Genomic DNA, 18873 nt, shown 5'->3' on the forward strand with positions numbered 1-18873 from the left:
AACTTTTTATTTCTTCTTAAGTTAAACAAGGTGATTTTGTTGGTTCTTTTTGATTATTAAAATTATTGATTTTATTAATATCACTTTGAGTTATTTTACTTCCTTTAGGAATTGCTCCCATTTTTTCAGATATTTGTCCAGTATTTTTTATTTCATCATTATTTTCAAATAATAAAACTATTTTATTATCTTTTTTTACTTCTTTCATTTTTTCTTCTAATTCTTTTTTTCTATCATTTAATTCTTTTTGTTCTTTTTCTATTAATTCAATATTATTTATTATTTGTAATTCTTCTTTAAATTTATCTATATAATCTGGTTGTAAAATACTAGTACTGGGTGATATTGAATTGTCATTATTATTTTTATTAATATAAATATTAATTTTTTCTAAAAAAAATTGATTATTCTCTTTTAATTTTTCAATAACATTTTCATTTAAAAGCTTAAAATAAATTTCTGCTTCTTTAAGAAATTTATTTGTTTTTAAACAATTATTTTCATCAAATGAATTAATTGTATTTAACATGTTATTAATACCAGATATTTTTTGTATAATCTTATTATTAAAATTAATTTCATTTTTAATCTCTTCAAGATTAATATTTTCACTTTTTTCTAATTCGTTTTTTTCACTGAAAGCATAATCTTTTAATAAGGTTAAATATTTATTAATTTTTTTAATATCAGAAAACAAATTATTTTGGTTTTCATCATTATCTTTTTCAATTTTTAATAAACTTATTTTTTTATCTAATGAACTTATATTATCAATTGTTTTATTTGAATATTCATCAAGGTTTGAAAATGAATATTTTTCTTGTTTTTTTACTGTATTTTTATTTATTTTTTTAATTCTTTTTTTATTTAATTCTTTTTGTTGTTTTTGAGCTTCATTTTTTAATTTTCGATAATTTTCTAAGTTATTATTATTTAATAAATATAACTCACTTTTTAATAAATAGTCTAAATTTTCACTATTTATTTGACTATTATCTATTTTATTATTTATTAACATTTCACATTTTTCAAAAATTTGATTAGTTGTTATATTTAAAAACTCAAAATAATTTTGATCACTTTTAAATTTATCATCAAAAATATTGATAAATTCCAAACTTAATTGTTCTTTTATCAAACTTTTATTTGTAATAATTTCATGATAAAAATTTTCTTTTTTGATAAAATTCTGTGATCCAACATAAATAAAATAATCTTTGATTTTTTCTATTTCTCAATTTTCTTTTAAAGAATCAATTGGTTTTTTAATTCAATTAATTTCATATTCATTTCCAAATTTATCATAAAATTTTTTAAAATTAGTTTTAATTAAAAAATTTTTTAACTTTTTATTTTCATCATTAGAATTTAATAAATTATTATTTTTCAACATTATTAAATTTATTAAGGCTTTTCTCCCTTTATGTACTATTTTTAAATTTTATCACATAAATGCTGAGAAAAGCCTATCTACGGACTTCTCCCCACATTTTTAAATCAAACATAACATTACAGTTTCAAAACTAGGTATATTGTTGAATTTATATGCCGATTCTTTTGCGTATAAATGAACATGATGTTTTTCAACTTTGATATGTGTTTTAAATGTTCGTCTGATGTGCTTTCATGCCGATTCAATCTGGTTTATGTTTACACCAGTTTTTGAAACATAGCCATCTTGATGGTTAACTGTTTCATGCTTAGTGAAAACTGATTTAAAATGGCGATATCCTTTTCAAGAATCAGTATGTACATCACACTTTGAAGAAATGTGGTTTCTTGCAAATTGCAAAAGATTTTTTTGATTTGCATTTTTCAACACTTTCACAATTAAATTATTGGTTGTTTTTTCATAAATCCCAACAATCAAAGTTTTATTTTTTAAGGATCTTCCTTGTTTTTTAAAACCCATATGTGAAAGATACATTTCATCCATTTGCACTATGCCCTCAACAATGAATTGAGGTTCTTGTTTTGCAATTGCACTTCGGATTTTATGACCCATTCTTCAAGCAGTTTTCAAAGTTACTCCCAATTCTTTTGCAACATCAGTTGATGGAATTCCATGTTTGGTGTTTATTCATCTAAAGATGAGATAAAACCAAGATGTCAAAGGTGTTTGTGACTTGTAAAAAATGGTGTCATGAAGAATACTAAATGTTTGATGACATTTCAAACATCTTATTCTTCTTAAATCAGAAGTATTCAAATTTGTTCAAGAACACCTCATACATTTGTTTTCCTTCAAACTTGCTATATATTTCAAACAATCTTTTTCTGTTTGAAATATATTGTTGAACTCATTCAATTTCATTGTTTCCTCCACAAGTACATGTGGGGAGAAGTCCGTTTATTAATTCATCATAATTTTTTAATTCTTGATTTTTATATTTAATTTTTTCTTTTGAAATTATTTCATTTATATTTTTAAAATATTTAAAACAATTTGAAAATTCATTTTTTATAATTTGATTGTCATTTGAAATAGATTCTAAATAAGCTTTATATTTTCCAATTTTTTTATAAAATAAAATTTGCTGTTGATCAATTGTTAATTTTGAATAATCATTTCAATTTACTTTAAAATCTGTAATTAAACTTGAAAAATTATAATTTTTGATTTCTTCATTTTTATTTTTTAAATAAAAGTTTTTTAATTTATTTAATTCAGCTTCTTTTAATTGATAATCACTTTCTTTTGATGTTATAATTTCTCAATTAATTTTCGGACTTCTCCCCACATGTACTTGTGGAGGAAACAATGAAATTGAATGAGTTCAACAATATATTTCAAACAGAAAAAGATTGTTTGAAATATATAGCAAGTTTGAAGGAAAACAAATGTATGAGGTGTTCTTGAACAAATTTGAATACTTCTGATTTAAGAAGAATAAGATGTTTGAAATGTCATCAAACATTTAGTATTCTTCATGACACCATTTTTTACAAGTCACAAACACCTTTGACATCTTGGTTTTATCTCATCTTTAGATGAATAAACACCAAACATGGAATTCCATCAACTGATGTTGCAAAAGAATTGGGAGTAACTTTGAAAACTGCTTGAAGAATGGGTCATAAAATCCGAAGTGCAATTGCAAAACAAGAACCTCAATTCATTGTTGAGGGCATAGTGCAAATGGATGAAATGTATCTTTCACATATGGGTTTTAAAAAACAAGGAAGATCCTTAAAAAATAAAACTTTGATTGTTGGGATTTATGAAAAAACAACCAATAATTTAATTGTGAAAGTGTTGAAAAATGCAAATCAAAAAAATCTTTTGCAATTTGCAAGAAACCACATTTCTTCAAAGTGTGATGTACATACTGATTCTTGAAAAGGATATCGCCATTTTAAATCAGTTTTCACTAAGCATGAAACAGTTAACCATCAAGATGGCTATGTTTCAAAAACTGGTGTAAACATAAACCAGATTGAATCGGCATGAAAGCACATCAGACGAACATTTAAAACACATATCAAAGTTGAAAAACATCATGTTCATTTATATGCAAAAGAATCAGCATATAAATTCAATAACATACCTAGTTTTGAAACTGTAATGTTATGTTTGATTTAAAAATGTGGGGAGAAGTCCGTAGATAGGCTTTTCTCAGCATTTATGTGATAAAATTAAAAATAGTACATAAAGGGAGAAAAGCCTTAATTTTTTTATACTGATTTATTTCATGATTTAATTTCTCTAAATCTAAAATAGTTTCTTTTGTTTTTATAGTATTTTGATAATACTTTTCTAAATAGTTTACTTCTAAAGGTTCTTTAATTTTTAATAATTGTTTTACAATTTCATAATTTTCCATATTTTCTCCTAAATCTTATAAACTTATCATTTTACTTTTATTAGTTTTTTCAGAACTATAAGAATCAGATGATGTTTTTTTCTTTTTCTTTGTTTCTAATTCATGATTTGGTATTTCAGGTAAAGAAAAAGAATCATCATTTCTTTTTTCTAGTTGTTTATTTACAACAACTTGTGTTTCTAATTCATTAACTTTTTTCTTTTCAATTTTTAATAAACTTTTTGACTTAATTTCTTGTAATTTTTGCAATTCATTTTGTTTAATAATTTCTGATTGTTCAATTTTTTTTGAAATGTCTTGTAATTTAGCTTCAATTAAAACTTGCTCATCAGTTACTATTTCATCAATATGTTTTTTAGGCTTATATTTCGAACTAGTAGATTTAACCACACCACCTTTATTTGATTTTGAAGTAGAAGCAGTAGCAGATGTTGTAATTTGTGTAGAAGCATTTATTAATGATTGTTTAGAACTACTTGCACTATCTTTTTGATTTTCAGTTTCTTGGAAAGGTTTACAGCTACTTTTTTTTAGTTGTTTATTTACAACAACTTGTGTTTCTAATTCATTAACTTTTTTCTTTTCAATTTTTAATAAACTTTTTGACTTAATTTCTTGTAATTTTTGCAATTCATTTTGTTTAATAATTTCTGATTGTTCAATTTTTTTTGAAATGTCTTGTAATTTAGCTTCAATTAAAACTTGCTCATCAGTTACTATTTCATCAATATGTTTTTTAGGCTTATATTTCGAACTAGTAGATTTAACCACACCACCTTTATTTGATTTTGAAGTAGAAGCAGTAGCAGATGTTGTAATTTGTGTAGAAGCATTTATTAATGATTGTTTAGAACTACTTGCACTATCTTTTTGATTTTCAGTTTCTTGGAAAGGTTTACAGCTACTTTTTTTTAGTTGTTTATTTACAACAACTTGTGTTTCTAATTCATTAACTTTTTTCTTTTCAATTTTTAATAAACTTTTTGACTTAATTTCTTGTAATTTTTGCAATTCATTTTGTTTAATAATTTCTGATTGTTCAATTTTTTTTGAAATGTCTTGTAATTTAGCTTCAATTAAAACTTGCTCATCAGTTACTATTTCATCAATATGTTTTTTAGGCTTATATTTCGAACTAGTAGATTTAACCACACCACCTTTATTTGATTTTGAAGTAGAAGCAGTAGCAGATGTTGTAATTTGTGTAGAAGCATTTATTAATGATTGTTTAGAACTACTTGCACTATCTTTTTGATTTTCAGTTTCTTGGAAAGGTTTACAGCTACTTTTTTTTAGTTGTTTATTTACAACAACTTGTGTTTCTAATTCATTAACTTTTTTCTTTTCAATTTTTAATAAACTTTTTGACTTAATTTCTTGTAATTTTTGCAATTCATTTTGTTTAATAATTTCTGATTGTTCAATTTTTTTTGAAATGTCTTGTAATTTAGCTTCAATTAAAACTTGCTCATCAGTTACTATTTCATCAATTTTTTTTTGCAATTCATTTTGTTTAATAATTTCTAATTGTTCAATTTTTTTTGAAATGTCTTGTAATTTAGCTTCAATTAAAACTTGTTCATCAGTTACTATTTCATCAATTTTTTTTGTAATTCTGGTTCTTTATTTTTTGTTATTTGACTCTTAATTTCTTCTAAATTTTTTTCATATATTTTCAGAATTATTAAAGTATCATCTGTTTCGGAAAATTTACTTCGAGATAATATAATTCTAATATTGCTATGTCCTAGAATATTTGTAAGTTGATTTGTTGGTAAAATTAATATTCTTGATAATAAATTTACAAAATGTTCATCGTCTCTTCTTCTTAAATAGCCAAATTCAGTCAATATATTTATTGCTTCTTGATTTGAATTTGGATTAGGTCTTCTATCATTTGAAGTTGAAAGTAAATCTATTATAAGAGATTGAGTACGAGATTCTGCACTTCAATTAACTAATGTATTGTAAATAGGATTACGATTATTAAGTCCTAAAGTAATATAATGATTATTATTAACTAAATTTTGAATAATGTGAGTATGAAGTGATCAAAATCTTAATGATTCTGCAGTAACTAAAATTACATCACCCAAAGATCTAGCTAAATTCCCTAAAGCACCTTCTATCAAAATTCCTTGCTCATTAAAATTATCATCCATTCTATTTATCAATTGAAAAAAAGAACCAAAAATATTGCTTCAATAAATATTTTCATCGTTTTCACGTATCATATCCCTGTAATCTGGACTAATTTCATTTAACACTATATTATTTTGTATTCCTTCAATTCGCTCTAAAAGAGGAACTGAACCATCTCTAACAGCCTGTGGTTGCATATTCATATTGATATTTTTAAAATCAAAATGATAATAATTATTATTACCTATAAATCCTTGAAGATATAAATTATCTGTTCTTAAAACTAATTCTAAATTGTCTTCAATACTTTGTGTATTTTGTTGTCATCGAATTGCAACTGGTAATCTAAAATAACCATAATTTGATTCAGGATTTAAAGCCAAAATAATATTATCTTCACAAATAAAATCAGGATTAACTAATTGATTTAAGTCTCTAATTCTTCTTAATGTTCCTCTATCAACTAATTCATTAATAATAGTTTGAAAACTAGTTTGATATTCTCTACGATTATTTTTATTAATAATTAATTTTTTATTTAATTTCAAAATTTCTTTAGATGGTCTTGGATTTGGTGTCACTTGTTTTTTAATTCTTCTACTTTTTTCATGTCTATGTTTATGTGTACTTGTTTCTAAATTAATTGTTTTTATTAATTGTTTGCAATATTTTTTTTCTATTTTTGCACTTGTAATCTTAGAAGTGATTTCTTTTCTAAAATCCTTAATATTTTTTTGCTTTTTATTATCAGAACCTATTTCTTGAATTTCTGTAGGCACTTTTTTACATCCTTTCAAATAAAAAACCCATTTATTTTATTAAAAATAAAACAATGGGCTTGAAAAACATATTTTTTTAAATTTTTTATTTTAAATTTTTATTAAAATAAGCAAAGGAACAATTCTAAAATAAATTAGTTATAATTTATTTGAAAAAGTTAATTAACAATTTCTAAAATCTCTTGTTAATTACCTATAATAATGCATATAGTTTATCTCTAATATTTGAGATAACTATTGCTAAATAATAGCATGTATAAAATGTATTGCAAATAATATACAAAAATCATACTTTATATTACATTAATTTTACTAATTAAAATGATAAATAAAATCATATTCAATTAATTTTAACACTTTTATTATTAAATAAATTTTATTTTGTAAATAAAATATTTTATAATAAAAATACTATTTATATATAGAATAGGGGTTACATAAATCCACTATTATAAATAGTACTACTTAAAGGGGGAGGAAATTATGAGCAAATTATTAACATCAACACCAAAAAAAGATGGTTTTTTTTGCCCCAATTGAATCAATAGAACATAAAGGCACATGAATGATTTGACCGCTTATGAAAGATAATTAACAAAAAGAATGTCAACCAGCACGAACTGTTTTTGCAAAAATAGCTAACTCAATCAATAAGCATGAACCAGTAAAAATTATTATTAATAAAAGTAATTGAAATGAAGCTCGCAAACTATTAGATCCAACTATCAAATTAATCGATATTAAATATCAAGATAGTTGAGCGCGTGATATGGGACCAATTTATTTATTAGACTTGGTGCAAAACTAAGGTAATTCAAAATTATATATTCCTGCTATTAAATTAAATCTTAATGCAAATCTTCGTATTTTATTGCGATATTTTAAACTTAAAATTTTAAAACGTTTTAGTTTAGCAAATACGTGTTCAATTTTAATTCTAATTTTACTTAAAGTTTTATTGTATTCTTTTTGAATTGGTGTTAATTGATTGTATTTACTTTTTTTAAATGGCAAAAATGTATTTTTATGAATATTTTGTATACCTTGATAACCTGAATCAACAAAAACTTGTTTTTCTGGATGAATAAAAGTTTTAGATTTTAGAAGCAATTTAAAATCATGAATGCTTCCAAAACAAAAAGCAGTTGAAATAATTTTTCCATTGGAAATATCAATAATTATTTGGGATTTGAGAGAATGATGTTTCTTTTTACCTGAAAAAAGTAATTTTAGTTTTTTTTAATTCTTTCAATTGGAGTTTCAGTGGCATCAATAGCTAACAAATTATTATTAGTACCTTTATTTTTTGTTAAATCTTTTTTTCAAGGTAAATTAAAAATTCCGCTTTTTATTAAAATATTTTCAATTCAAAAAATATTACGAATGCAACTAGTATGACTAATATTATATCTTTTTGCAATAACTCTATAACTACTATAGTCTTTTCAATATTCTAAAGTCATTAATAAACGCTCTTCAATTACAATTTTATTTTTTCTACCACCATAATATTTTTGTTTAGACTCAGCAATTTTTAAAATTTCAAGCATTTTATAAAATGTTTGTGGCTTTATGCCGACTAAACTATAAAATTATTGATCATCTTTATATTTTTTCAACATAATAACTATCACCTTTAATATTAATAATAATCGTTAAATTGTTAAAATTAAAGGTTTTGCACCAAGTCTATTGAAGTCATTTATCTCGTGAACAACGAGATTGAATAATTTGATTGTCATTGTTAGGTCAATCTGCTTATACTATTTCTCAATTTGCTAAAATTTCAAAAACATCAGCATGATTTAATCGTCAAAAATTTATGAAATCATCACAATTAGCAAAAACACAAAAACCATTCACAAAATTAAAAGGTAGAATTGAAATTGATGAAACTTTTATCAAAGAAATTCATAAAGGAAATTTCAAAAATACAGATGATCCAAGAAAAAAATGAATTGAAGAAAATGCTAAAGATTTAAACTGTTGTATTGAAATGGCAATTGATGAAAATAAAAATATTTATGCTCAAACAACAAATACTAAAAGATTAACAAAAAAATGAGTACAAGAAAATTTAACATCTAAGCTTATCGAAGAAAAATCAATTATAGTTTGTGATATGCAAATACTATATGATACAGTAGCTAAACAAACAAAATGTACTCTCAAGAAATTTAAATCAAAAGAAAATAAAGAATTAAATTATAAAAATTTAAGTAATATCAGTAAAATACAATCAAGTTTAAAAGAATTTATTACTCATTATCATGGCATTGGATTTACCAATATTCAAAATTACCTCAATTTATGAAAATTTAAATACCAACATTATAAAATATCACCTTATGCAAAATCTGAAGCATTATATTTCAGTTTGTAAAAAAAATAAATCCCAAAATTAAATAAAATCAAATTTTAGGCCAGGTTGATGATTTTTTTTATTTCATCAAGAGTTTTTTTGAAAATTAAAAGAAAATCGCTCTCTTATAAAAGACCAATAGATTTAATACAATTATTTTAAAAAACTGTCCCATTTATATTTACAACTCAGGTTTAAGTAAGGATAGTAGTTTTAATGAAGATGATGATGGCAGTGATATTGAAGTACTTTCTAAATCAGCGGAAGAAGAAGATGCTAAAATATTTGGAAGTTGTTGTTTTAGTCAAAATTTAATAAATAATTTCGCGAAAAGTTTTTCTACAGTACCTACTATTTTACAACAAAGTATTTTAACTAGTTAAAATACTTTTTTTAAAACATATTAGTGAAAAAAATAAAAATAATAATTAAAAATAAAAAAGTAAGTATAATTTAGTTTATAAACTAAATATAGTTTTTAACCTATTGCTTTATTTATATAAGTAAATGGGTTTTTTAATTTTTAAAGGAGAAAAAAATGTTAATTGAAAAAATTAATATATTAAAAAAAGCAAAAGAAGACTTGGATAAAGAAATATTTTTTATTGAGAAAAAAAGTGAAGAAATAGTTGAGCAAATTGAATCTTTAGAAAATAAAATTAAACGTTTAAAAAAACTAAAAAAATCAAAAAAAATACAACTATTTTCAAATATTAATAAACAAATTAAAGAAACAGAATTAAATATAAAAACTTTAATAGAAGAAATTGATGAAAATGAAAAAAATGCACAACCATTTAAAAATTCAAAATTAAATATTTTAAAAGAAATTATTGATTTACAAGGTCAGTTATATGAAAATAAAGTTAATAGATATAAAGAAATATTTGAACAATTAGATTTTATTTTAAAAAATAAAAACTTTGAAGAATTAGAACATTCTATATATCCATCTAAGAAAAATCCTTTTGAAGAAGATGGTGATACAGAATTATTTGATAGTATTAGTTTCTCAGTAATTCAAATCAAGGATTTAGAACAAAAAATATTTGATTTTGAATTAAAAAATAAAGAAATATTAAATAAAATTGATTTACTTGAAATTGATATTCAAGATTTAAGAGAAAAAAAAGCAGAAAAAAATTGACAAATAACTTTTGTAAATACTATTACTTTTGGTATTTTTAAATATGTTAGAAACAAAAAAGTTAATAAAGAAATTAAAGAAATAAAATTGAAAACAAGAAATTTAAGAGAAGAAATAAATGAAAATGAAAAAAATATTAAACCACTTAAAGTTTTAAAATTAAATATTTTTGAAAATATTATTAATTTACAAGTCGGTTTGATTAATAAAATTACAAATGAAAAAAATGAAGAAATTTTTGATAAATTAAATTTTATTTCAGAAAATGAAATATCAAAGCAATTTGATGAAGATAATCCCTTTTCTAGTAAAAAAGAATTAATTTCAAGAGTTAATAGTCAATATAGTGATCTTGGTTTTGAAACAGATATTGAAAAAAATCAATTTTGTTTTAGTTTGCCAAATGAAGATAAAGCAGAAGAAAAATTAAGTTCTTCTTTGAAATCAATAAATTATTTATAAGAAAAAAAGATTTTAGTTAAAAATGAATTTAAAAAGTTATTATTTAAAATAACTTTTTAAATTTATATATTAAATATAATTAATTATCAATGATATTATTGGCAATTAAATATAATAAATAAGTAACATTATGTACTTATTTATTTCAATGTTATAATTATTTTAAGATTAAATTTAAAAATATATAATTAGATTGGAAGTAAAAAATGATTCCCGAATATCGATTATTTAACCATCTTTTGCTTTTAAAAAGTAATTATTTTTTTAAACGCGAAATTAAAAAAAAAATAGGTCATTTAAAAGCAAAAGATTATCGTAATACTTATAACTTAATATTTAATAGTAATCAAAATTTAATGTTTATGAAAATAATAAGTGTTTATTTATATTTCAATAAAATTTCTTATAAAGAATATTTAAGATTAGTTGCAAATTTTATATTAACTATTTCCGCTTTAATTCCTACTTTTAAGCGTCAAGAAAAACAGTTAGATGATTATCAAAATGCCAAGGAACTTTTATTATTACTTGGATGTAAAGATCAAATAAAAGTTTGGTTTGATGATACTTCAAAAGTAGTATTACCTGATTTTTTGGTAAATAATTCTAATTTGAAAAAAGAAAGTTTGCTAATAATTAAAAGATTGGTAAATATTAGTGGTAATATTTTTATTAATTTAACTAAGAATGAAACAAACATAAAAAATAATTTTGAGTTTGGAAGTTTATTAATGTTATTTTATTTGTTGGATTTAGAAACTAGAAAAACATTGCTGACAAAAGATAGTACTGATTTAAATTTAAAAGCTTTTTTTTCATACGAAACTTTATTTACTAATAAGTTGATAATTTTAGATGAATTGGTTAAATGTGTTATGCGCTTAGAACAAACTAATTTTAATTTTTATATTAGAATAATGAATTATTCTTTGTTAGGAAATTATCAATAAATTAAGGAGAAAAAATATGAATAATTATGATATAAAAGTTGAAAATATTAAAAGTAAATTTTTAAACATTAATAAAGATATTATTATTGCTTTACCTTCTATTTATGATCAAAATATTGCTTATGAAGTTTATTTAGTTTTTGATGGTAAAGATATGTTACTTAATAGTAATAGTAATATTTTATTTGAAAATAATAGTAATTGTATTTTTATTGGTATTGGTAGTACCAATAATATGACTCGTTTTAATGATTTAGCAACTTATACCAATGATGATGTAAAAATATTAATGACAAAATATTTTCCTGAATTAAAAAAAAGTAACATTGCTTTTCTTGGTGGTAATGGTAAAAATTACTTAGAATTTATTATTAATGAAGTTATACCATTTGTTATTAAAAAGTTTAATTTAAAAATTAAAAATTTAAATGCCATTGGTTGTTCTTTGGGAGCATATTTTTGTTTACAAATGTTATATTTATCAAAATTACAATTTACAAAATTATTATTATTTTCGCCAGCAATTTGATTTAATTCACAAATTATTGAAGATTTAAAAACTAAATTTTTAAATAATAATCAACCTTTAATAGTTGAACTATGGGTAGGAAAAAAAGAACCAAAGTTTTTTGAAGGAAAATTAGTAACAAATTATGAAAGTAATACTATTGAATTAAAAAAAATATTAAATAATAGAAAAGTTACTACTAATCTAGTAATTGATAAAAATGGTAGTCATGGTTTTAAATGATGAATTAAATATATTAATGAAAATCTTTTAATTCTTATTACCTAATTGAAACTATGGTTTTTCTTTTTTTCTAAAAATATTATTAATTTTTATAATTAAAATAATACTTGCAAAAAATAATACAATAGTATTAGTTGTAATAATAGCAGGTTGATTAGACAATATTGCAAAAATAATTCATGTTATTGCTGATAGTACCAAAATAATATACATATATAATGATAATGATTTTGTATCTCTGGTGCGAATTATTTTAAAACTTTGAGGAATTAAAACAATACTAGTTAAAATTGCTCCAATCCAAGATAAAATATTAATTGTAAGTTCCATATCTTTCTCTCCTAAATTCTTACTATATTTTAGTATTCTAAATGTTATTATAAGATATTAATGGTTAAGTTGATAGTAAAAATAATAATTTTAAGTATAATTATTTTAATAAATTAATATATGGGAGGAAAAATGAGCAGAAATAATAGTATTATAAAGTTTAATGAGAATGAATTAAAAATTATTAAAGAAAATATACATTCAATTTATAACCAGATTTTAAATACTTCTGGAATGGTAACACTTTTTAGGACTATTTTTTGGTAGACATTTGTTTTTGATAATTAACTGGAGTTAAGTAGTTTAAAGTGCTGTTGATTCTTATGTTGTTATATCAATTGATATAATCAAATAATTCTAATTTTAATTGGATTAATGATCTAAAATTTTTATCATTAATAAATTCAGTTTTGAAAGTTTTAAAAGTTGCTTCAGCAACAGCATTGTCATAAGGACAACCTTTTTTGCTTAAAGAGCGAGTAATATTGAATGCTAGTAAAAGTTTATCAATAATTTTATTATTAAATTCATTACCTCGATCGCTATGAAATATTTGAATATCTTTTAAACAGCGATTTGATTGCATAAATGCTTCATATACTAATGATGCATCTTTTTTAGTGCCTACACTATGTCCAATAATTTCGCGGTTAAATAGGTCTATTAATAAACAAATATAGTTTCACTTACCATTTACTTGAACATAAGTTAAATCACTAACAATAACTTCATTTTTAATCCTATTCTTAAAGTTTCTATTAACAAGATTAGTTATTTGACTATCATTGACTTTATTATGATGATTTTTGTGTCTTAATTTAGTGTATTTTGATATTAGACTTGGTGCAAAACTAAGGTAATTAAAAATTATATATTCCTGCTATTAAATTAAATCTTAATGCAAATCTTCGTATTTTATTGCGATATTTTAAACTTAAAATTTTAAAACGTTTTAGTTTAGCAAATACGTGTTCAATTTTAATTCTAATTTTACTTAAAGTTTTATTGTATTCTTTTTGAATTGGTGTTAATTGATTGTATTTACTTTTTTTAAATGGCAAAAATGTATTTTTATGAATATTTTGTATACCTCGATAACCTGAATCAACAAAAACTTGTTTTTCTGGATGAATAAAAGTTTTAGATTTTAGAAGCAATTTAAAATCATGAATGCTTCCAAAACAAAAAGCAGTTGAAATAATTTTTCCATTGGAAATATCAATAATTATTTGGGATTTGAGAGAATGATGTTTCTTTTTACCTGAAAAAAGTAATTTTAGTTTTTTTTAATTCTTTCAATTGGAGTTTCAGTAGCATCAATAGCTAACAAATTATTATTAGTACCTTTATTTTTTGTTAAATCTTTTTTTCCAGGTAAATTAAAAATTCCGCTTTTTATTAAAATATTTTCAATTCAAAAAATATTACGAATGCAACTAGTATGACAAATATTATATCTTTTTGCAATAACTCTATAACTACTATAGTCTTTTCAATATTCTAAAGTCATTAATAAACGCTCTTCAATTACAATTTTATTTTTTCTACCACCATAATATTTTTGTTTAGACTCAGCAATTTTTAAAATTTCAAGCATTTTATAAAATGTTTTTGGCTTTATGCCGACTAAACTATAAAATTCTTGATCATCTTTATATTTTTTCAACATAATAACTATCACCTTTAATATTAATAATAATCGTTAAATTGTTAAAATTAAAGGTTTTGCACCAAGTCTAATAAAAATAAATTTGGAGAGTGATAAAAATGAATAATCCATTAGAATATCTTTCTTGTAATAAAAGAGAATGATATAGTGATATTCCTATGAGAATTGCTCAAAAATCAACTAAATTATGATTAGGTAAAGGTTTATTATTTGATAGTGAAAAAGAAAATATTTTAAAATATTTTACTAATAAAATTATTAGTGATAAATGATTTGAAAAATTATATAAATTTGGAATTCAAGAAAGTTTACTTGGAAAAGTATATATAATGCCTATTATTTATAAAGATAATAGTACAAGTTTAAAAGTATTACCTAATTCATTTGCTGGAAGAGTTGCTAAATATAATGAAGAAGAACAATGTGCAGAATTCTTTTTTATAAATGAACAAGCAGATAGTGCAACATTAACTTGAGTAATTGCTGAAAACGGAAAAATAAGATTTGAAACTTATAAAAATGATAATAAAAATGAAAAAGAAATTATTTTAGGAACAGCACATACAAAATTAAAACCTAATTTAATACCAAAATATAGTTATGAAATTAAAAATCCTTGAAATTATTTACCAATATTAGAAATAACAAATTTACCAAGGGTTAATTTTTATGGTAATTCAACAACTTTAAATGCATATCCAGATACTTATCCAGTTTGAAATTTAATTGAATATTATCATAAATCTTATACTCAAAGAAATGTTGATAGAGAATTAAATGTTACAACTTTATTTGGTGCATTTGATAATGAAACTGTTAAAAATATGATTAAACATGGAAAAATAATTGATAATCCTAAAAAAATATTGTAGTTAATGTTGGTACTGCTGGATATAATAAATCTGGTGCTGGTGGTATGGAAGTTATACAAGGTGATTTTAAAGCTAGTAATTATATTTTAGATAAAGATGATTTAGGTAAAGATATTTGAAATGGTGCAGGTTATGATTATAATGAATTTTCTGGTGTAAATTATGAAAATAAAACTAAATCATTATTTAATAATAAAAATGATATGGAAACAACAGAAACTAAAATAAGTCATTATTCATATTATTTTTATAGATTTTTTGATATGTTATTAATTTATGAAAAATTATGAAATGGAATTGGAGATAGACCTTATAGTTTTAAATTTTTACCTATTGCTATGACTGACCAATTATTAAAACAAGAAATGATTAGTCAAAGATTAGCTGATAAAACAATTTCATATAAAAATGCAATTAGTGAATTAGATGAAGTAACAAAACAACAAACAAAAAAACATTATAAAGAAATAATTGATGAAGATAAACAAATAATAAAATTATTAGGAGGAAATGAAAATGATACATCAACAAATTCAATTAATGAAACATCTACACATTCAATTAAAAAGACAACAATTGCTAATTAAAAGATGTAGTTATTGAAAAATATTTCCATTTGTTATTAATAATGGTGCTATACCGTTAACTGAAACTGGTTATAAACCAATTAATAGTAAAATAAGTGATTTTGGTAAATATGAATTAATATTAACTGGTACTACTCCAGTTGTATGTATTTGAAAAAATAGTACAAAAATATATCAAAAAAATAAAGGTAAAATTAATCCTGATACTCATAAAGTTACAGGTCAAGATGAATTTTATATAAAACAATATAAAATTGGTGATTATTGAAATGCTTATTTAATTGATGATACAAGTGGTGTTGATTTTAGTAATTTACCTAATAATCAAATATTTAAAACAGTACAAACTAAAAGACAATATACTTTAGTAATGTTTGAAGAACATATTATAATTGATGATTATTTACAATTTTTTGTTGTATTTAATGATGAAAACGAAAATATAGGTGGTAATAGTGGTAAAAATAAAGATAGACAATTATTATATATTTCAAATGTAACAAATTATTATAGTCCTTATAATGGTGCATTTAGTATGCAAGTTTTAACTTTTAGTAGTTTAAATGATAGAGTAATTAGTGGTGGTCAAAATACAATTGATTTTGTACAATATGCAAGTCCTGGTAGTAGTTATGCTGTTCCTACTATTCAACAAGGAAAAGTAACATTAAATCGTACTTTAATGCGTGATATAGGAGTAAGATATAGTCATAGACAAAGTTATGGATTAGAATTATTAACAAGTTGTTATTATTATGGAAGACCAATAATTCAAGGTCAAGAACCTATAAAACAAGGAAATGAAGAAATATTTGAAAGTAAAGTATTTGCTTCAAGAAGATTATTTATTGCTGGTAATAATGAACATTCTACAACTGATATTAAAAATAATGGTGGTTTACTTGCTGGTATTAATGACCAAATAACTACAAGTAGTCACCCAGAAACTACATTTTATAATATAATGGATGCAAGACCAACTGGATATACTAATTATGATAATTGACAAAAATTTTTAGAAGCAAAAAGATTTGATATGTTAGCAGAAAAAGATTTTAAAGGATTATTAGCATGTAATAAAAATTTAGCAGTAGTATTTTCTCCATTAGTTCAAATGCCTTATGATTCAAATCAATGATTACCAGTAGCATATAGTTCTTATCCTTTAATTGGTAAAATGTTAAATGCTTTAACTTTAGGTATTCCAATTGGTTGAATTAAAACTCAAAATTATCAGCAATATAAAAAAATGGCATTTTTTAACGGATTTATGTCTGCTTTTTTTGCAAGTAATTTAAGTTCCGTTATTGGAGAAAATGATGATAATTGATTTATTCCTTTAAATGTTTTTTCAAATACAAGTGAATTTGCATTAGGTAAAATGTTAGGTGCTAATGTTAGTACAACTGCTATGACTATGAAATTCAGTGATAGAATAAGTGTTTATCCATGAGATGCTAAAACTGGACAAAAATTAACAGTAAAAGAACAAATATCAACTGTTGATTTATCACAAAAGAAAAATAATAAAGTTTATATTTTAGCAGAAGATACAGAATTTTTTTTAATTTTCACAAAAAATCTTGATATTACTTTTAATTTTAAATTAAAAGTAATATTTTTATATCAGGGGTGATTTTTTGTGACTAATAATGAATTAATTGATGTTTTAAAAAACAAAAAAGATGAAGAATTTATAAAAATTATTAGACATTTTAAAAATAGAATTAAACAAATTGAGAAAAAAGAAAAATTAGATGCAATTGATAAAAAATTTAAAGAAAAAGGAATTCAATGTCCAAATTGTAAATCTTATTGATGTGTAAAAAATGGTTTTAAGAATAATAAGCAAAAATATTTATGCAAAGATTGTAAAAGTAGCTTTGATGCTTTAAGAAATCATTTTTTACATTGAAGTCATTTATCTCATGAACAACGAGATTGAATAATTTGATTGTCATTGTTAGGTCAATCTGCTTATACTATTTCTCAATTTGCTAAAATTTCAAAAACATCAGCATGATTTAATCGTCAAAAATTTATGAAATCATCACAATTAGCAAAAACACAAAAACCATTCACAAAATTAAAAGGTAGAATTGAAATTGATGAAACTTTTATCAAAGAAATTCATAAAGGAAATTTCAAAAATCCAGATGATCTAAGAAAAAAATGAATTGAAGAAAATGCTAAAGATTTAAACTGTTGTATTGAAATGGCAATTGATGAAAATAAAAATATTTATGCTCAAACAACAAATACTAAAAGATTAACAAAAAAATGAGTACAAGAAAATTTAACATCTAAGCTTATCGAAGAAAAATCAATTATAGTTTGTGATATGCAAATACTATATGATACAGTAGCTAAACAAACAAAATGTACTCTCAAGAAATTTAAATCAAAAGAAAATAAAGAATTAAATTATAAAAATTTAAGTAATATCAGTAAAATACAATCAAGTTTAAAAGAATTTATTACTCATTATCATGGCATTGGATTTACCAATATTCAAAATTACCTCAATTTATGAAAATTTAAATACCAACATTATAAAATATCACCTTATGCAAAATCTGAAGCATTATATTTCAGTTTGTAAAAAAAATAAATCCCAAAATTAAATAAAATCAAATTTTAGGCCAGGTTGATGATTTTTTTTATTTCATCAAGAGTTTTTTTGAAAATTAAAAGAATTTTTAGATATAGCAAGTCCATTTACAAACGAAGATACTGAATGTCAATGAAATCCTACAAGTAATGGTATTGCTGATGGTTCTAATTATGCTTATATTATTACTGATATAATAAGTCAAAGTTTACATCAAGGTGAAGAAAGACATACATTTTATAGTGATAATCCTTTTACTTATCAAGGTGATTATAATGAAATATCAATTGCTCAGTTTAGATATAATAATATGGGTTATTTAAATGGTAATGCTTTTAATTGAACAACACAATATAAATTAAATCATGATTAATATGAAGAAAGTGA

The 18873-nt window shown here is 22.1% G+C and carries 19 protein-coding genes; 8 read left to right on the forward strand and 11 right to left on the reverse strand.

Translation table 4 applies throughout. The annotated features are described in order from the left end of the window. Positions 1-16: 16 nt before the first annotated feature. Together AAHM78_RS03425 and AAHM78_RS03430 are read right to left on the reverse strand one after the other, a co-directional pair. Positions 17-1393 carry a hypothetical protein gene (locus AAHM78_RS03425; protein WP_342254367.1) on the reverse strand — a complete coding sequence of 459 codons (1377 nt, stop codon included), beginning with the start codon at positions 1391-1393 and terminating at the stop codon, positions 17-19. A gap of 99 nt (positions 1394-1492) precedes the next feature. Then, positions 1493-2314 (reverse strand): IS1595 family transposase, encoded by an 822-nt coding sequence (locus AAHM78_RS03430; RefSeq protein WP_342252843.1) that lies wholly within the window; start codon positions 2312-2314, stop codon positions 1493-1495. Positions 2315-2761: 447 nt separating this feature from the next. Between AAHM78_RS03430 and AAHM78_RS03435 the strand changes: the two genes are divergently transcribed. Next, on the forward strand, positions 2762-3583 hold the full coding sequence (locus AAHM78_RS03435; protein ID WP_342252843.1) for an IS1595 family transposase: 822 nt from the start codon (positions 2762-2764) through the stop codon (positions 3581-3583). A 40-nt stretch (positions 3584-3623) separates the two neighbouring features. On the opposite strand, the gene AAHM78_RS03440 is transcribed toward AAHM78_RS03435, so the two are convergent. From AAHM78_RS03440 to AAHM78_RS03460, 5 genes are all read right to left on the reverse strand, one after another. After that, positions 3624-3824 (reverse strand): hypothetical protein, encoded by a 201-nt coding sequence (locus AAHM78_RS03440; RefSeq protein WP_342254368.1) that lies wholly within the window; start codon positions 3822-3824, stop codon positions 3624-3626. A 15-nt stretch (positions 3825-3839) separates the two neighbouring features. Then, positions 3840-5327 (reverse strand): hypothetical protein, encoded by a 1488-nt coding sequence (locus AAHM78_RS03445; RefSeq protein WP_342254369.1) that lies wholly within the window; start codon positions 5325-5327, stop codon positions 3840-3842. Between the two features lie 86 nt (positions 5328-5413). Next, the gene (locus tag AAHM78_RS03450) at positions 5414-6745 is read right to left on the reverse strand and encodes a hypothetical protein (RefSeq protein ID WP_342254370.1); all 1332 of its coding nucleotides are present in this window, start codon (positions 6743-6745) and stop codon (positions 5414-5416) included. A gap of 804 nt (positions 6746-7549) precedes the next feature. Further along, positions 7550-7924, reverse strand: coding sequence for a transposase family protein (locus AAHM78_RS03455; RefSeq protein WP_342254611.1), 375 nt, complete (start codon positions 7922-7924; stop codon positions 7550-7552). A 50-nt stretch (positions 7925-7974) separates the two neighbouring features. Continuing rightward, on the reverse strand, positions 7975-8295 hold the full coding sequence (locus AAHM78_RS03460; protein WP_342254371.1) for a transposase family protein: 321 nt from the start codon (positions 8293-8295) through the stop codon (positions 7975-7977). Positions 8296-8423: 128 nt separating this feature from the next. Here AAHM78_RS03460 and AAHM78_RS03465 point away from each other — a divergent pair, with 128 nt between their 5' ends. The 4 genes from AAHM78_RS03465 (at position 8424) to AAHM78_RS03480 (ending at position 12462) form a co-directional block, all read left to right on the forward strand. Further along, the gene (locus AAHM78_RS03465; RefSeq protein ID WP_342254372.1) at positions 8424-9128 is read left to right on the forward strand and encodes a transposase; all 705 of its coding nucleotides are present in this window, start codon (positions 8424-8426) and stop codon (positions 9126-9128) included. Positions 9129-9645: 517 nt separating this feature from the next. Beyond that, a complete protein-coding gene (locus AAHM78_RS03470; protein ID WP_342254373.1) occupies positions 9646-10716 on the forward strand; it encodes a hypothetical protein in 1071 nt (356 codons plus the stop codon). A gap of 206 nt (positions 10717-10922) precedes the next feature. Continuing rightward, a complete protein-coding gene (locus tag AAHM78_RS03475) occupies positions 10923-11666 on the forward strand; it encodes a hypothetical protein (RefSeq protein ID WP_342254374.1) in 744 nt (247 codons plus the stop codon). A 16-nt stretch (positions 11667-11682) separates the two neighbouring features. Further along, a complete protein-coding gene (locus AAHM78_RS03480; RefSeq protein ID WP_342254375.1) occupies positions 11683-12462 on the forward strand; it encodes an alpha/beta hydrolase-fold protein in 780 nt (259 codons plus the stop codon). A 6-nt stretch (positions 12463-12468) separates the two neighbouring features. Here the strand turns inward: AAHM78_RS03480 and AAHM78_RS16685 are convergent, their stop codons facing one another. The 4 genes from AAHM78_RS16685 to AAHM78_RS03495 all read right to left on the reverse strand — a co-directional run bounded on the left by AAHM78_RS16685 (position 12469) and on the right by AAHM78_RS03495 (position 14416). Further along, the gene (locus tag AAHM78_RS16685; protein WP_425289760.1) at positions 12469-12747 is read right to left on the reverse strand and encodes a SemiSWEET family sugar transporter; all 279 of its coding nucleotides are present in this window, start codon (positions 12745-12747) and stop codon (positions 12469-12471) included. Positions 12748-13000: 253 nt separating this feature from the next. Continuing rightward, complete coding sequence (locus AAHM78_RS03485) at positions 13001-13618, reverse strand: IS3 family transposase (RefSeq protein WP_342255011.1); 618 nt, start codon at positions 13616-13618, stop codon at positions 13001-13003. Next, positions 13608-13973 (reverse strand): transposase family protein, encoded by a 366-nt coding sequence (locus AAHM78_RS03490; protein ID WP_342255012.1) that lies wholly within the window; start codon positions 13971-13973, stop codon positions 13608-13610. Before AAHM78_RS03490 ends, AAHM78_RS03485 begins: the two co-directional genes overlap by 11 nt. 50 nt (positions 13974-14023) lie before the next feature. Then, complete coding sequence (locus AAHM78_RS03495) at positions 14024-14416, reverse strand: transposase family protein (protein WP_342254376.1); 393 nt, start codon at positions 14414-14416, stop codon at positions 14024-14026. Positions 14417-14514: 98 nt separating this feature from the next. On the opposite strand from AAHM78_RS03495, the gene AAHM78_RS03500 reads away from it, so the two are divergent. From AAHM78_RS03500 to AAHM78_RS03510, 3 genes are read left to right on the forward strand one after another with little or no spacing between them, the layout of a single operon-like run. Then, a complete protein-coding gene (locus AAHM78_RS03500; RefSeq protein WP_342254377.1) occupies positions 14515-15288 on the forward strand; it encodes a hypothetical protein in 774 nt (257 codons plus the stop codon). Between the two features lie 44 nt (positions 15289-15332). Then, complete coding sequence (locus AAHM78_RS03505) at positions 15333-15875, forward strand: hypothetical protein (protein WP_342254378.1); 543 nt, start codon at positions 15333-15335, stop codon at positions 15873-15875. Further along, on the forward strand, positions 15805-18477 hold the full coding sequence (locus tag AAHM78_RS03510; RefSeq protein WP_342254379.1) for an IS1/IS1595 family N-terminal zinc-binding domain-containing protein: 2673 nt from the start codon (positions 15805-15807) through the stop codon (positions 18475-18477). The genes AAHM78_RS03505 and AAHM78_RS03510 overlap by 71 nt, the downstream gene beginning before the upstream one ends. Positions 18478-18873: the final 396 nt, after the last annotated feature.

Origin of the sequence: Spiroplasma endosymbiont of Zeiraphera isertana (assembly GCF_964030805.1) — a bacterium.
Lineage (GTDB): Bacteria > Bacillota_I > Bacilli_A > Mycoplasmatales > VBWQ01 > Spiroplasma_E.